General features: G+C 67.9%; 10 protein-coding genes. 7 read left to right on the forward strand and 3 right to left on the reverse strand.

The genetic code is table 11. The annotated features are described in order from the left end of the window. Positions 1 to 48 precede the first annotated feature (48 nt). Entirely contained in the window at positions 49 to 1,269 is a 1,221-nt protein-coding gene (locus HB681_RS30220; RefSeq protein WP_213958580.1) for an OmpA family protein, read from the reverse strand. Continuing rightward, positions 1,266 to 3,491 (reverse strand): serine/threonine-protein kinase, encoded by a 2,226-nt coding sequence (locus HB681_RS30225; RefSeq protein ID WP_213958581.1) that lies wholly within the window; start codon positions 3,489 to 3,491, stop codon positions 1,266 to 1,268. The genes HB681_RS30220 and HB681_RS30225 overlap by 4 nt, the downstream gene beginning before the upstream one ends. 230 nt (positions 3,492 to 3,721) lie before the next feature. Between HB681_RS30225 and HB681_RS30230 the strand changes: the two genes are divergently transcribed. From HB681_RS30230 to HB681_RS30260, 7 genes are all read left to right on the forward strand, one after another. Continuing rightward, positions 3,722 to 4,591, forward strand: a complete 870-nt coding sequence (locus HB681_RS30230) for a hypothetical protein (RefSeq protein ID WP_256354415.1) — start codon at positions 3,722 to 3,724, stop codon at positions 4,589 to 4,591. 708 nt (positions 4,592 to 5,299) lie between these two features. Next, complete coding sequence (locus tag HB681_RS30235; RefSeq protein ID WP_256735157.1) at positions 5,300 to 5,992, forward strand: hypothetical protein; 693 nt, start codon at positions 5,300 to 5,302, stop codon at positions 5,990 to 5,992. A 143-nt stretch (positions 5,993 to 6,135) separates the two neighbouring features. Beyond that, positions 6,136 to 8,214: a UvrD-helicase domain-containing protein gene (locus tag HB681_RS30240; RefSeq protein WP_213958582.1), complete on the forward strand. Its 2,079-nt coding sequence runs from the start codon at positions 6,136 to 6,138 to the stop codon at positions 8,212 to 8,214. Beyond that, entirely contained in the window at positions 8,211 to 8,702 is a 492-nt protein-coding gene (locus tag HB681_RS30245) for a hypothetical protein (RefSeq protein ID WP_213958583.1), read from the forward strand. Before HB681_RS30240 ends, HB681_RS30245 begins: the two co-directional genes overlap by 4 nt. Continuing rightward, positions 8,699 to 9,853, forward strand: coding sequence for a phospholipase A (locus HB681_RS30250; protein ID WP_213958584.1), 1,155 nt, complete (start codon positions 8,699 to 8,701; stop codon positions 9,851 to 9,853). The genes HB681_RS30245 and HB681_RS30250 overlap by 4 nt, the downstream gene beginning before the upstream one ends. Before the next feature lie 132 nt (positions 9,854 to 9,985). Then, on the forward strand, positions 9,986 to 10,255 hold the full coding sequence (locus tag HB681_RS30255; protein ID WP_213958585.1) for a DUF4242 domain-containing protein: 270 nt from the start codon (positions 9,986 to 9,988) through the stop codon (positions 10,253 to 10,255). A 127-nt stretch (positions 10,256 to 10,382) separates the two neighbouring features. Continuing rightward, positions 10,383 to 11,786 carry an FAD-binding oxidoreductase gene (locus tag HB681_RS30260; protein ID WP_213958586.1) on the forward strand — a complete coding sequence of 468 codons (1,404 nt, stop codon included), beginning with the start codon at positions 10,383 to 10,385 and terminating at the stop codon, positions 11,784 to 11,786. Here the strand turns inward: HB681_RS30260 and HB681_RS30265 are convergent. Beyond that, positions 11,776 to 15,324 (reverse strand): AAA family ATPase, encoded by a 3,549-nt coding sequence (locus HB681_RS30265; RefSeq protein ID WP_213958587.1) that lies wholly within the window; start codon positions 15,322 to 15,324, stop codon positions 11,776 to 11,778. The two genes, HB681_RS30260 and HB681_RS30265, sit on opposite strands and share 11 nt — an antisense overlap. Positions 15,325 to 15,442: the final 118 nt, after the last annotated feature.

Raw genomic sequence — 15,442 nt, forward strand, 5'->3', positions numbered from 1 at the left:
GCGGGGAATCAAGTCGAGATCGCAGGCCACATCGACTTGAGCAAGGTACTAGCAAGGATTGACCTTGAACTCGACACGACGGTCCAGGGCGTCGACCGCGTTGTCGGTGCCGCTGCCGACGATGTTCTCGCGGTAGCCCTTGCCATCCGGCCTGGTGCGGTCGGCGAGCACCGCAGACTTGGCGATCAATTGCTCGCGGATGAAGGTGCCGCGCTGCAGCGACAGCGTGTCGTTGAATTCCTGCGAGCCCGTGCGGCTGGTGTGGCCAACCACGCTCATGCAGACCTTGGCTGCGGTGGCCTTGGTGGCCACCTGGTCCAGCCACATGCCGTATTGCCCGCTGACTGCCGGGTCCGGCCAGAACGCCGTGCTGCCCGGCGTGAACAGGAACTTCACGCCCAATTGCTTGGTGTCGATACCGTAGGAAACGACCTTGCCGAATGCGGCCTCGGCCTCCGGCATGCGGTTGAGCTTGACCAGCGAAAGATAGACGCCGGTCAGCACGCGCAACTGGTCACCTGCGGGGAGCGCCGCGGCGGCGCTGTACTGGGCCAGGGCGTCCGCGTAGCGGCCGGTGGCATAGGCCTCGGTGGCCGTGTTGATGGCGGGCGCCACCACGACGTGCTCCATGTAGTAAGGGTCGGCCTTCTCGCCGGGGAGCGTTGAAGTGGTGCGAACGTAGCCGTCGACCACCTTGTCCTTGGCCAGCACCGGGCTGTCTTGGTCGGCTGCGAGCGGCGTGCCGTCCAGGCCGTCGTCGCGCGCGATCGTGGTGGCTTGCGCCGCGACCTTGCCGTTGCGCAGTTCCGTCAGCGCCAGCTTGATCTGCACCGGCGTGCCGGGCTTGCCGACGGTGCGGACGACGGTGCCGGTCAACAGGTAGGTGGCCCTGGAAAGATTCAAGCCCTCGAAGGGAATCACTTCGACCGTGTCCTTCGCCACGCCCAGCCGCTCGATGACGCGCTTCTGCATGAGCTGCGTGGTCTCGGTCCGCGCGCCGCTCACGACGTCGATCATCGGGTCGACCATCACGGTGCGCCTGGGCTCCAGCCTGGACAGGAAGCTCGGCAGCGCGTGCGTCTGCGCCACCAGTGCGTCGGTCGCCTGCGCGATGGCCTGGTCGAACGGCTGCACCGCGCTGGAGGTGCTGGCCTTGGGTGCGGCGCAGCCGGCGAGGGCCAGCGACAGCAGCACGGCTGCCGATGTGAGCGCGACCTGCTGAGGGCGCACGGGGGTCCAGGTTGTGGTCTTGGTTTTGGTTTTGGTCATCTATGACATTCCCTTTTTAGAAAAGCGGTCTCCCCCGCATTGAGCGGGCCGAGCGAAGCGGATTGGAGGATTTCGGTGCAGCGCGCGCGGTTGGCCGCGCCTCTGGCAGGTCCGGCCTGCGCGACGTGCTCGGGCCGGCCAGGCGGGGGTGGGGCTGCGCCATGGGACGGCGCTGCGGGCGCTGCGGGCACGGCGGCGATAGCGGGCGAGTTGCCATGGCTGTCATCGCCAGCGAGTGGGGCGGCCGTCGCCGCATGGTTCGGCGCGACGGAGGTGGACCGCGCGCCGTCATGCGACGGCTTTGGCGAAGTCGCCGACGGTGCGGAAGCGGATGCTTGCGTGTGCGCCGCGGCTGGCGGCGCGGGTGCCGGCGGGCGCGCGGGGGCCGGCATCGGGGATGCGGAGGCGTGCGCCGGAGGTACTGCTGCTGGCGACGTGGGGATCCGGATCGGCTGTGTCGCTGCCGGGGCAGGCGTCGCTGCAAGGGGAACGGATGGCGCAGCCGGCGGTGCGGGTTTGGGTGCGGGTGTGCTGCGCGCCGGGGCGGTCGGCTGGAGCTTCGACACCATCGGCGGAGGCGTTGTCGAACCCAGTCCATAGCCGATGGCGGCCAGCATCAGCACGAAGGACATGCCCAGCAGCACGTACAACGGCGTCCTCCAGCGGCGCGGCTTCTCGCGTGCCCAGCTCGGCAGCGCTTCGGCGGCGGCGCCAGTGTCCACGGCGACGATGGCGCCGACAGGCGCTGCCGCGGGCGGCGGCTCGGTTGGAGGCGCCGCACCGGCTTCCACTTCGAACTCCGATTCCGACTTGGACTCCACAGCCGAAGCCCCGATCGGGGTCGATGTCGATGTCGAGGCCCGGTACGGCTTCGACGCCGGGACCGATGCCGATGCCGATGCCGACACCGATGCCGCGGACTCCCTTGCGATCGTCGGCGCGGCGGCGTGTGCCAGGGCGGGCGCTGGCGCCGGCTTCACAACGCCAGCGCCGAGGAGCGGCGTCACTTGCAATGGCAATGGCGCATCCGCGAACTCGAAGGTCGGCGTGAACTCCGCGTCCAGCAGTGCTGGGTCCACCGGCGATTCCAGGGATTGCGGTACTGCCAAGTCGAAGGCCGGCTCCCTCCGTCCATCCTGCGACAGCGCCATCTGGAAGCGGGCCTCGCGCGGCGCGTCCACAGCCCCCGGGCCGGCCGCCTCGCCATCCAGCCGGGCCAGGAACCCGGCCACATTCTTGGGCCGGTCGGCCGGTCGAACGGCAAGCGCGCCGTCGATGGCGGCAAGCAGTGCAGGACTGAACCGGCCCCTGGCCACCTCGGAGAGCGGCTTCAGGCGATCGTCCTTGAGGCGGTCTACCGAGGGCTGCGGCGGCTTGCCGGTCACGGCGGCATAGGCCACGGCGGCCAATGCATACAGGTCGGTCCAGGGACCCTGCTTCAGCGATGGGTCTTCCGCGTACTGCTCGATGGGGGAGAAGCCCGGCTTGACCACCGCGCTCAGGTCGTTGGTGAGGTTGCCGATCACGCGTCGCGCAGCGCCGAAATCGAGCAGCATGGGGCCGTCATCGGTCAGCAGGATGTTGTCGGGCGCCACGTCGCGGTGAAAGCAATTGACCGCGTGCATCGCGGCCAGCCCGTCGAGCAACGGGCGCAGCAGTCGCCGCAGTTCGTCTTCGTCAGGCGAACGGCCCAGCGCCGCCAACTCGTCCGCCAGCGTCGGTCCTTGGCAGTAGGGCATGGCCATGTAGGCCGTCCCGTTGGCTTCCCAGAAGCGCAGGACCTTGACCAGCGACGGATGGTTGAAGCGCGCGAGCAATCGTGCTTCGTTGATGAAGCTGCGCAGGCCCGCGCCGAACGCCTCGCGGCTGCGATGCGACCGGGGCGTGACATAGGGCGACAGCGGCGCGCGGACGCCCAGGCTCGCCGGCAGGTATTCCTTGATGGCGATGTGCCGCTCGAGCAGGTTGTCGAAGGCGAGGTAGACGATGCCGAATCCGCCGCGCCCGATCACGTCGATGATTTCGTAGCCGGCGAGCCGCGTGCCCTCGCGCAGCGCGGCATCATCGGCCGGCGCCTCGGCGGGGGCGCCGGCACCCGCTGTGCCATCGACCCCATCGACGCCACCGGCAAGCTCGCCGACGCCCGCCCGGCCGAGATCCTCGTCCCTGGCCAGCGTGTCGATGGGCACGGTGTGCTGATGCATCAGGTTCGGCGTCTTCATGACCCCGCCCGTCGATGACGCTTGCGCACCCTGCTCTTCCGAGCGAACTTCCGCCGCTTGCATGTAGCTCCCTGTTGATCGAGGGCACTCTAGCAGTGAGCGCTAACCAAAGTACTCGCTGTTTGTCACGCTTGGACGCTGAATCTGATGCAGGGACCCGCCGTTCGGCCGATGCGTGAACTTTGTCTGTCCTACAGACGCCGGCCTTGCAGAAGAAGAAGATGCGACCCATGCCTGCTCAATTCCGCCGGATGGTCTTGCTGTTGTGCCTTGCGTTGCTGCCGTGGGCGACCCATGCGCAGGATGCGGCCTCCCTGCAGCGCAAGCACGGTTCGATTGGCGCGCAACTCGCCAACAACCCGTTCAAACGCCCGCTGGCGCTGGAGTCGTCGGAAAGCTCGAGCCGCCTCGCCGGTGACATCTACGCGGTGATCGATCATCCGTTCGCCGAGGTGAGCCAGACCCTGCAATTGCCATCTACATGGTGCGACGTGCTGATGCTGCACCTGAACACCAAGTACTGCGCCGTTGCCAAGGCGGGCGCCGACACGTCGTTGTCGGTCGCGCTGGGGCGCAAGTTCGACCAGCCGCTGGCCGATGCGCAGCGCGTGAAGTTCGTGTGGCAGCCGGTGGTGTCCAGCGACGACTACCTGAACGTCGGCCTGGCGGCGGCCGAGGGTCCGCTGTCGACGCGGGACTACAAGATCGTGCTCGAGTCCGTGCCGCTCGATGGCGGCAAGAGCTTCATCCACCTGTCGTATTCGTATGCCTACGGCACCGCTGCTCGACTGGCGATGCAGGCTTACCTGAGCACCATCGGCAGCGACAAGGCGGGCTTCACTGTCACCGGCAAGGACGACAAGGGCGCGCCCAAGTACATCGGGGGCGTGCGCGGTGTCGTGGAGCGCAACACGATGCGTTACTACCTGGCGATCGACGCGTTCCTCGATGCGCCCGCTTCGACGCAGCTCGATTCGCGCCTGGGCGCATGGTTCGATGCGACGGAGCGCTATGCGCTCCAGCTGCACGAGACCGAGCGCAACGATTACCTTGCCATGAAACGCAATGAGTACCAGCGCATGAAGAGTGGGGGATCCTGACTGGAGGCAGGGAATGCGTGCGCGGTGAAGGGCTTGGGGCCTTTACTCATTCGCTGTGCTCATCCAGGCCTGGGGCCCGTACTCGTTCGCTTTGCTCGTTCAGTGGAAGCCCAAGCGGGCTTCCTGAAGGGTTGAAGATTTCGTAGCGAGGGCCCCGAGGTCGGGTCGAGGAGCGGAACCGCACTCTCGTGCGGTGACAACGAAGTTGCGGCATAGGCTGACAACTGCGCGAAGCGCTTGTCACGCCGGAGCCAACACCGCAGGCCCGAGATCGGGGCCCGCAGTAGAAAGATTCACCCCTTCAGCAGGGTTCCTTGGTCATGTGCACGTACTGAAGAAGATGGTCGCCCCGCCGACGACGCGACGATGGCCATGCCAAAAGTACTATGACAGGAACGGCCAGCGCCAATGCCCAGCCGGCCCGCAGTGCGCCTTCGTGCCAAAGCAAGCCTGCGGCAGCAACCCAGGCAAGGCCGAAGAACCAACGAAGAAGCGTAGCCATATGTTTCTCCAAGGAGCATTCAATCCATTCTGACAGTCCGCCTGTGAACTTAGGTACTCGCCAAATGGACGATGTTGGACTATTGCAGCAGGTGGTGCGCGCCGCGTGTAGGAAATTTTCTGAAACATCGATTGACGCCGGCCTACCGCTCAGCAAGCTGTCAGTATGCACGTATCTCATTGGTTCAAAATCCGGCGGAAATGCACTTGAAATTGCCGAAACTCATCGTCTTCGCCCTCGCTGTCGGGGCAATGAGCGTTGCCGCGCTGGCGGCGGAGATCGAAGTCGAGGGCACCCGCATGGTCGTGTCGGGGATGCTGGACGGCAGCGCCTTGCCGGAATTTGTCGAGCATGCCAGCAACGGACGCGTGCGCACCGTGATGTTCGAGAACTCGACCGGCGGCAGCGCTGAAGTGGCGGAGGCCTACGCGCAGGTGATTCGCAGCAAGGGGCTGATGACCGAGGCACGCGGCCAGTGCCAGGCCGCCTGCGCCTACGCCTTCCTTGCCGGCAAGGAGCATCGTTTCGGGCGCGGCGGACAGGTCAATGCGCTCCTGATCCCGCTGCCGCGCCGGCCGACTGCTGCCGAGCTGGCCGCTGGCGGCTGGCGCAGCGACGAGGCGCGGGCCGCGGTGCCACCGGCGCCCGCGGCGGGGCCAGTGAACGTCGCGTCGGCTGCGTCCCCGAGCGCCCCCGCCGATGCACCGGCCTCGGATGCCGGCCCCGGGGCAAAGGATGCCTGGCTGCCTGGCAAGGGCATGCTGTTCACCTCGACGCCGACCTTCTTCGGACGGGTCTACAACACCTACTACTGCGACGGCAACCAGGGCTCCGACCTGTCGCGCTGCGATCGGGTGTCGGATGCCGATCCCTACAAGCTCGGTGTCTTGACGCAATAGTCGGGCCGCGGCCCGCAGCGATACATTGCTTGCAACCGGCAACGCGGCCGGCAGCGCCCTGCGCAATCATTGCCAAATGTAACCAGACTGCGAGAGGCCGGCCGGTATCATTGCGCGCTTTCCGTCTGGTCCCCCCTCCCCCCATGTCTTCCGGTCTCAATCTTGCCCAGCAGGAAGCCGTCAACTATGTGAGCGGTCCCTGCCTCGTCCTCGCGGGCGCGGGGTCCGGCAAGACGCGCGTGATCACGATGAAGATCGGCCGGCTGATCCAGATCGGGCTGGAGCCCAAGCGCATCGCCGCCATCACCTTCACCAACAAGGCCGCCGCCGAGATGCGCGAGCGGGCCAAGCACCTGATCGGGCGCGACGCGAAGCATGTGATGGTCTGCACCTTCCACGCGCTGGGCGTGCGCATGATGCGCGAGGACGGCGCCGTGCTCGGCCTGAAGCCCGCCTTCAGCATCCTGGACAGCGACGACGTCACCAAGATCCTGAAGGACGCCGGCGGCACCACCGATGCGGCCACGGCCCGCATCTGGCAGTGGACCATCAGCAAGTGGAAGAACATGGGCCTGAACTCGGCGCAGGCCGAGGCGCAGGCCGCCGACGACAACGAGCGCGTGATCGCGCGGATCATGGCCCGCTACGAGGAGCGGCTGGCGGCCTACCAGAGCGTCGACTTCGACGACCTCATCGGCATGCCGCTGAAGTTGCTGAAGGACCACGACGACGTGCGCGCCAAGTGGCAGGCCGCGCTGGGCCACGTGCTGGTCGACGAATACCAGGACACCAACGCCACGCAGTACGAGGTGCTGAAGGCGCTGGTCGGCGAGCGCGGCCGCTTCACCGCCGTGGGCGACGACGACCAGTCGATCTACGGCTGGCGCGGCGCGACACTCGACAACCTCAAGAAGCTGCCGGTCGACTTCCCCAACCTGAAGGTCATCAAGCTCGAGCAGAACTACCGCAGCACCAGCGCCATCCTTCGCGCGGCCAACAACGTGATCGGGCCGAACCCCAAGCTGTTCCCCAAGACGCTGTTCAGCGAACTGGGCGAAGGCGAGCCGGTGCGCATCGTCGATGCCGACAGCGAGGCGCACGAGGCCGAGCGCGCCGTGGCCCGCATCCAGGGCCTGCGCGAGACTTCGCAGCACAAGGAGTTCCGCGACTTCGCGATCCTCTACCGCGCCAACCACCAGGCCCGCGTATTCGAGCAGGCGCTGCGCAAGGCGCAGATTCCGTACAAGGTGTCGGGCGGGCAGAGCTTCTTCGACCGTGCCGAGATCAAGGACCTGTGCGGCTGGTTCCGCCTCTGGGTGAACCAGGACGACGACCCGGCCTTCCTGCGCGCCGTGACCACGCCCAAGCGCGGCATCGGCCACCAGACACTGCAGGCGCTGGGCGTGTTCGCGTCGCAATACAAGATCAGCCTGTTCGAGGCGCTGTTCAGTTCCTCGCTGCCGAGCGTGATGGCGAAGCGCGCGCTCGAAGGCCTGCATGAGTTCGGCCGCTACATCAACGAGCTCGAGTACAAGGCCCGCCACACGCACGGCGCCGAGGACTCTCGCGCCTTCATGATGGAGTGGCTGAAGGAGATCGACTACGAGAAGCATCTCTACGACGGCGAGGACAGCGAACAGGCCGCTGCCGCGCGCTGGACCAACGTGCTGGAGTTCGTCGACTGGATGACGCAGCGTGCCGGTGGCACCATCGACGACAGCAGCGGCGCCAATGTCGTGAGCGAGCGCAAGAGCCTGCTGGAAGTGGCGCAGACGATCTCGCTGCTGTCGACCATCAGCGAGCGCGAGCAGGACCAGAACGTGGTCACGCTGTCCACGCTGCATGCGTCCAAGGGTCTCGAATGGCCGCACGTGATGCTGATCGGCGTGACCGAAGGGCTGCTGCCCTTCAAGCTCGACGACGACAACGGCCGGCAGGAAAAGATCAGCGACGACACGTTGACACGGCTTCAGGAAGAACGCCGCCTCATGTACGTGGGCATCACGCGCGCACAGCGCACGCTGGCCGTAAGCTGGACCAAGAAGCGCAAGAAGGGCCGCGAGATGGTGCAGGCCATCCCGAGCCGCTTCATCGCCGAGATGGCGCTCGACAAGACCACCGCCAAGGAAGACCCGCGGGAAAAGCTCAAGGCCCTGCGCGCCGAATTCGCCAAGCGCGCGGCGGATGGCGCCGCAGCGTCGGCTGCCGCCGCCGCGCCATGACCGGCGTGCGTTGGTTGGCGATCCTCGCGATCGCCTGCGCTGGATGGACCGGCGCGGCGGCACAGGTCGATGCGCCGATGCCGTCGGCACCCATTCCCCCCATGTGTCCCCCGGACACGCAATCACTGCCGCTCGAAGCCCTGTTCGGCCGCTGGGAGCTGAGTATCGACGGCCAGCCCGGCACAGCCATCGTCGAGATGGCGCGGCACCCCGACTACGCCGGCGTACGCGGAACCGTCACGCGCGAAGGCAACCCGACGCTGTCGCAGATCGCCGGCGACATCGACGACGAGGGCATCCTGAGCATCGACCAGTCAGACGATGGCCACACCATCAACGCGGTGTGGTCCGGCAGCATGAAGCCCGGGTCGTGTGGGAAAGTGTTCGAAGGGACGTGGCGCAAGTCCGCCGACGAGAGCAGCACGCATTTCGTGCTGCGCAAGCTTTCATCCGCGCGTGGCAACACGTCGCCTTCGACTCAACAATGACCAAGCCTTCAATGGCCCTGCCCGCGTTCTTCGCGGTGCTGGGCCTCAGCTCTATTTCATCGCAGGCCGCAGAGCAACCGCCCAGCCCCCTGTCTGAATCGCAATTGACCTGGCAGGCCTGCCAGCGCCTGGCCAACAACAACGACGCGCGCCTGGCCTGCTTCGACCGCTGGGCCCAGCAGCAGACGCTGCCGGCCGCGGCCGTGCCCGCCGCGCCACCGGTGCTCGAGGCCACGCAGCCCGCGCCGGTCGATGCCAGCGTGCCGGCCACCCGCGTGGTCAGCGTGTCCTCCGAGGAAGGCTGTCGCGACCGGCAGTACTCGACCTTGTCGCGCTTCTGGGAACTGGAGAAGGGCTCGGATTGCGGCACCTTCACCTTTCGCGGCTACCGGCCGCTCGATGTGTCCTTGGCCATCGCCGACGGCAAGCCCAAGATTCCCACATCGCCGGCCGAGGGCCACACCGGCACCTTCGTCCCCTACCAGGCGCAGGAAATGCGCATCGGCCTGTCGATGCGGACCAAGCTGGCGCAGGGCCTGCTCACCGGCAACGATCCCGAGAAGAAGGACTCGCTGTGGTTCGCCTACTCGCAGCAGTCGACCTGGCAGGTGTTCAATGCCGACATCTCGCGCCCCTTCCGCACCACCGACCACGAGCCCGAGATGATGTACGTCTATCCCACCGACGTGGCCTTGCCCGGCGGCTGGCGCTGGCGCTATGCGGGGCTGGGCCTCGCGCACAACTCGAACGGCCAGAGCCTGCCCCTGTCGCGCAGCTGGAACCGCTACTACCTGATGGCGGGCGTGGAGCTGGACCAACGCTTCACCCTCACCGGCCGCATCTGGAAGCGCATCAACGAAAGCGTCGCCACCGACGACAACCCTGACATCGAGGACTACATCGGCCGCGCCGAGCTCACTGGCAGCTGGAACATCAACCGCGACAACCTGGTGTCGGCCACGCTGCGCAACAACCTGCGCAGCGACGGCAAGGGCTCGATCCGGCTCGAATGGTTCAAGGTGATCGGCGACCCGGCCAAGAGCAACCTGCGCTTCCATACGCAACTGTTCCACGGCTATGGCGACACGCTGGTGGACTACAACCGCAAGCGCACGGTGTTGAGCGTGGGGTTGAGCCTGGTGGATTTCTAGGTGTAGGGGGCTCGCCTTTCGGTCTACCCTCCGCAGGGGACGCTACGCTTTTCGGCAAATTGCCAAGTGCCGGGGGGCCCGCTAACGTGGCGTCGCCAGACGAGGGAGGCCAACCCGGTCCCGGAGGGTCCCATGCCCCTGTTTCTCATCGAGCGCAACTTCGCCGAGCAGCTCGAACTCGACGTCGATGGCGTCACCGCGATCACCAAGATCAATGGCGAGGAAGGCGTGAACTGGCTGTTCTCGTTCCTGAGCGCGGACAAGCGCAAGTCCTATTGCCTGTACGAGGCCACCAGTCCGGAAGCGATCCGTGATGCGGCGCGGCGCGCGAACGTGCCCGCCGACGTGATCATCGAGGTCTCGCAATTCCATCCGGAGCGGATGCTCGCGGCAGCGGCCTGAGCAGTCCGATAGTTCGCTCGACCGCCCCCGGTGGTCAGAACTGACTATTCCGGCGCTGCGGCGTGATGCGTACAACGGGAGCGTGGTCCAGCGTTCAGACGAACGCGCCATCTACCGGAGAAACATCATGCTCAACCCCGAGTCCATCGCCCAGTTTTCCGCCACGCTGCGCGGACGCGTCGTGCAGGCCGGCGACGCCGACTATGACGAATCGCGCAAGGTCTACAACGCGATGATCGATCGCACCCCGCGCCTGATCGTGCAATGCCGCGATGTGGCGGATGTCATCCACAGCGTCAACTTCGCGCGCGACCATGCGCTGCTGCTGGCGGTGCGCGGCGGCGCGCACAACGGCGGCGGGCTCGGCACCTGCGACGACGGGCTGGTCATCGACCTGTCGGGGCTCAAGGGCATCCGCGTCGATCCGCAGGCGCGCACCGTGCGCGTCGAAGGCGGCTGCACCTGGGGCGACGTGGACCATGCGACGCACGCCTTCGGCATGGCCACGCCCTGCGGGATCATCAGCACGACCGGCGTCGGCGGGCTCACGCTGGGCGGCGGCATCGGGCACCTGTCGCGCAAGTGCGGGCTCACCATCGACAACCTGCTCGAGGCCGACGTGGTGCTGGCCGACGGCTCGCTGGTCACGGCCAACGCCGAATCGCATCCCGACCTGTACTGGGCGCTGCGCGGCGGCGGCGGCAACTTCGGCGTGGTGACCTCCTTCGTGTTCCGGCTGCATCCGGTGTCGATGGTGGTCGCGGGGCCGACCTTCTGGGACCTGGACAAATCGGCCGAAGTGCTGCGCTGGTATCGGGACTTCATCACAAAGGCGCCGGAAGACCTCAACGGGTTCTTTGCCTTCACCTCGGTGCCGCCGGTCCCGCCATTCCCCGAGGCGTTGCACGGGCGGCCGGTGTGCGGCGTGATCTGGTGCTACACCGGTCCGCTCGAACAGGCCGACGCGGTGTTCAAGCCGGTGGCCGAGTTCAATTCCCCCTTGCTACACGGCGTGCAACCGATGCCCTTCCCCGCATTGAACGGCGCCTTCGACGGGCTCTATCCGCCAGGCCACCAGTGGTACTGGCGCGCCGACTTCGTCAACGAGCTGTCGGACGCGGCCATTGCCGAGCATGCGCGTTGGGGCGCGCAGATGCCTACGGGACAGTCGACCATGCACCTCTACCCGATCGACGGCGCGGCGCATCGGGCAAAGTCGTCGGACACGCCCTTCGCCTACCGCCATGCCAACTGGGCCGAGGTGGTCGTCGGCGTCAGCCCCGACCCGCAGGACGCGCCGAAGATCACCGCCTGGACCAAGAACTACTTCGACGCGCTGCATCCCTACTCGGCCGGCGGCGCCTACGTGAACATGATGATGGACGAGGGCGACGAGCGCATCCGCGCGGCCTACCGCGACAACTATCCGCGGCTGGCGCAGATCAAGCGCCGCTATGACCCGGAGAACCTGTTCCGGGTGAACCAGAACATCCATCCCGCCGAGGAGGCCGTGGCCGAGGCTACTCATTGAGCAAGCCCTCCCGACGCGCAAACGCAGCCGCCTCCGTCCGGTTGGCCGTATAGGTCTTCTCGAGGATGCTGCGCACATGGTTGGCCACGGTGTTCGGGCTGATCTGCAGCACCTGGCCGATCTCGCGGTTGTTGCGGCCCATGGCGATCAGCCGCAGTACGCCGACCTCGCGTTCGGTCAGGCCGCAGGGCAAGGTGGGCGGCGGCGCGGCGATGGTGGCCGCCAATGCTGCAATGCGCTGCTTCAGCGCCTGCATGCCGAGCACGGTGGTCTCGGCCTGTGCCTCAGCCAGCAGCGCGAGGGCGCGGTCGGTGTCGCCGGCCAGCGCCCGCCGGTGCAGCATGACCGCGTACGCAAAGCGGCTGTGCGCGAGCCAGGTGCGCGAGCCGGTCTGGCTGTCCATCGCCAGCGCGGCCTCGAAGTGGCGCTGCGCCACCACCCATTGCCGCATCACCATGGCCAGCCCGCCGAGCAGGCGGTCGGCCGAGCCGAGGCAGGGCCCGCCCGAGTCGGCCACCAGGTTGGCGCCGGCATAGCCCTTCAACACCGGGTACAGCACCGCGGCGCGCGCGGCGTCGCCGAGGTAGACGCACACCTCGGCCGCGAACATCATCACCGTCATCGTGCTGGCATCGATCGCACTCGTCAGCGCGCGGTCCCAGGGCAGGCTTTCGAACTGCGCCTCGCATTCGGCGCGCATGTCGAGCTCGGCATACAGCACGGCCAGGCCGGGCACCCAGGTCTGCGCCTGGGGCGTGGTGCGCACGAAGTGCTGCAACAGCGGCAAGGTCTCGCGCAGGCGGCCTTGCTCGCGGCGCAGGCAGAACATCTGCATCCCGTAGACGCCGACTGCCAGTGCCTCGTTGGCGCGGCGGCCGATCGCCAGCGCCTTGCCGGCCCAGGCTTCGGCATCGGCAAAGCGCCCTTCGCTGATGGCGATCACGCCTTCGACGTAGTTGCAGATCGCCTGCTCGTGCAGCGCCCCCGTTGCCTGCGCCCTGCGCAGGCCATGCGCCCGCACGCGGGCCAGCGTTGCCACGTCGCCGATGCGGATGAGGTCCATCAGGAAGTACGGCAGAAGGCGCAGCAGGTGGCGCGGCAGGTTCAGGCTGTCGGCGATGCCCCAGGCCTCGCTGGCAGCGGCCAGGTGTTCGCGCAACTGGTCGGGCCAATAGACGCCCGCGGCGATCGAGGTCAGGGCCAGGCACAGGCCCTGCCGGTCGCCGATCTGCCGCGCGAGCGCCACGGCGCGGCGGTGCGCGTCTTTGGCCTCGTCGGCGAGGTTGCAGTAGACGTAGGCGCGGCACAGGTGCGCCAGCAGTTCGACGCGCAGGGGGTCGTCGGCACGGTGCAGCGCGAGCGCCTCCAGCAGCAGCGTTACCGACAGTTCGCCCGATCGCGCGGACTCGACGTTGCTGAGCTCGAAGCCCATGGCCGCCTGCGCGAACAGCGTGGCGAGGCCATGGCCGCGCGCCAGGCCGGCGGCCTCCAGGCAGGCGGCACGCGCGGGCTCGCCGGCGCCGAGCAGCATCTCGACCTCCGCCAGCTTCAGCAACAGGCCGCAACGCTCGGCCGCGTCCTTGCCGAAGTGCTGCTGTTGCAGGTGAAGGGCCAGCCGGTAGAGGCGAGCGGCTTCCTCGAAGGCGAGCAGCTGCGCCGCATGTTCGGCCGACTGCCGGGCATAGGCGAGCGCCTTTGCGGCGGCGCCCGGTCCGGCTTCGCTGAAGTGGTAGGCCAGTTGCGGCAACACCGCCGGGCGGTCGGCGCCGTCCCGCGCTTCCAGGATCTCCGCGATGCGCAGGTGCAGCCGCGCACGGCGCAGGCCGAGCATCTCGTCGTAGATGCATTCGCGGATCAGGGCATGGCTGAAGCGGAACCGCCGGGACTGCGGCACCGGCTCGATGAGGTGCACGGCCAGGGCCTCTTCCAACGCCACGAGCACCTCGTCCTCGGACTTGTCGGTGTCGAGTCCGGCCAGCAGGTCGAGTTCGAAGACGCGGCCAATGCAGGCGGCGATGGAGAGCAGCCTGGATGCCGGCACGCTGAGGCGGTTCAGGCGCTTGCCGATCACCTCCCGCACGCCGGTGGGAATCTTCTGCAGCAGCTCGGCCATCGACCCGGGGGCATGCGGCGTGCGCGTCTCGGTCATGAAGCGCATCGTCTCTTCGAGAAACAGCGGATGCCCCTCGGTGCGCGCGTGGATGGCGTCCGCCAGCTGCGCGCCGGCCAGGCCGCCGCTCGCCGCCGCGATGAACTCCTGCGTCTCGCGCTCGCTCAGGCCGGCCAGCTCGATGCGGCGCAGCACCGGCGAGCGCGTGAGTTCCCCGAGCGTGTCGAACAGCGGATGCTGGCGCGACAGCTCGGTGTCGCGGTAAGTGCCGATCAGCAGCAGCGCGCTGTCCTCCAGTTCCGCCGCGAGGAAGGCGAACAGGCGCAGCGAGGTCGCATCGGCCCAGTGCAGGTCCTCGAAGATCAGCACCTGCGGCATGCGCCGGGCCGCGCGCCGCCAGAAGCCGGCCACGGCGTCGAACAGCTGGAAGCGCGACTGCGCGGTGTCGAGCGCCTCGGCATGGGCCGCGGCGGGCCGCAACGGCACGGACTCGGCCACTTCCGGCACGATGCTGACGATGTCGGGCAGGCCGGCGCCGAGCGTCTCGGCCGGGCGCGGATCGCCGCCGGCGCGCAGGTAGCCACGGATCAACTGGCGCCAGGGCCAGTACGGCGGCGCGCCGGGCTCCTCGAGGCAGCGCCCCCACAGCACCGACACGCCCTGCGCTTCCGCGCGCGCGGCCATCTCCTGCGCCAGGCGCGTCTTGCCCATGCCGCCGGAGCCGGCCAGCAGCACCACCTGCCCCTGTCCGCGGCGCGCGCTGTCGAGCGCCTTGGCAAGCTGCGCGATTTCCTGGCTGCGGCCCACGAACAGGGCGGCGGCGCGGGGCGGCGGGCGCTGCGCAAGCGGTGGCGCTTCCCCGGCTGCGACCCGGGCCGGGTCCGCAGCGGCATCGACCGTTCCCAGCGCGACGGCATACGCATGGACCGGCATGGCGATGTTCTTGAGCTGCTGCTCCCCCCGGTCCCTGAAGCGCGCATCGACCCGACCCAGCACCACCCCACGCACGGCCTCCGACACCGTGATGCCGCCAGGGTCCGCCAGCGCCTGCAGCCGCGCGGCGACGTTGACGCCGTCGCCATAGACCGTTCCGTCCGCCTTCTCGACCACGTCGCCCAGGTGCACGCCGATGCGAAAGCGCATGCGCCGGTCTTCCGCCACAGGCTGCGTCGCCAGCGCCAGCGCCTGCTGCACTGCCAGCGCGGCATCGACCGCGGCGGTGGCCGCATCGAACACCGCGAGCACCGAGTCGCCCGCCATGTCGACGACGCGCCCATGGTGCGCGCCGACGTGCTGCCGGAACAGCGCGCGTGCCGCATCGAGTGCCGCGACGGTGGCGCCCTCGTCCATCGCCATCAGGCGCGAGAACCCCACGGCGTCGGCCGCGAGGATGGCTGTGAGCCTGTGCTTGACGGGGGGATCGGTCATGGCATCGGCGGCGACTCCGCATTGGCATGGCCATGGGATAGGTCCGGGTGCGGGCGCAGGGCCAGTATCAGCATCCACACCCTCACGGTCAAACGTCCGCCTGTGGCACATTTGAAGT

Origin of the sequence: Variovorax sp. dw_954 (assembly GCF_018449755.1) — a bacterium.
In the GTDB taxonomy this organism is placed as follows: Bacteria; Pseudomonadota; Gammaproteobacteria; order Burkholderiales; family Burkholderiaceae_C; genus Variovorax.

Bases quoted from the DNA above. Each gene is read 5' to 3' on its own strand.
- HB681_RS30230 (WP_256354415.1), top strand. From the start codon at position 3,722: ATGCCTGCTCAATTCCGCCGGATGGTCTTGCTGTTGTGCCTTGCGTTG.
- HB681_RS30240 (WP_213958582.1), top strand. From the start codon at position 6,136: ATGTCTTCCGGTCTCAATCTTGCCCAGCAGGAAGCCGTCAACTATGTG.
- HB681_RS30225 (WP_213958581.1), bottom strand. From the start codon at position 3,491: ATGAAGACGCCGAACCTGATGCATCAGCACACCGTGCCCATCGACACG.
- HB681_RS30245 (WP_213958583.1), top strand. From the start codon at position 8,211: ATGACCGGCGTGCGTTGGTTGGCGATCCTCGCGATCGCCTGCGCTGGA.
- HB681_RS30220 (WP_213958580.1), bottom strand. From the start codon at position 1,269: ATGACCAAAACCAAAACCAAGACCACAACCTGGACCCCCGTGCGCCCT.
- HB681_RS30265 (WP_213958587.1), bottom strand. From the start codon at position 15,324: ATGACCGATCCCCCCGTCAAGCACAGGCTCACAGCCATCCTCGCGGCC.
- HB681_RS30255 (WP_213958585.1), top strand. From the start codon at position 9,986: ATGCCCCTGTTTCTCATCGAGCGCAACTTCGCCGAGCAGCTCGAACTC.
- HB681_RS30250 (WP_213958584.1), top strand. From the start codon at position 8,699: ATGACCAAGCCTTCAATGGCCCTGCCCGCGTTCTTCGCGGTGCTGGGC.
- HB681_RS30260 (WP_213958586.1), top strand. From the start codon at position 10,383: ATGCTCAACCCCGAGTCCATCGCCCAGTTTTCCGCCACGCTGCGCGGA.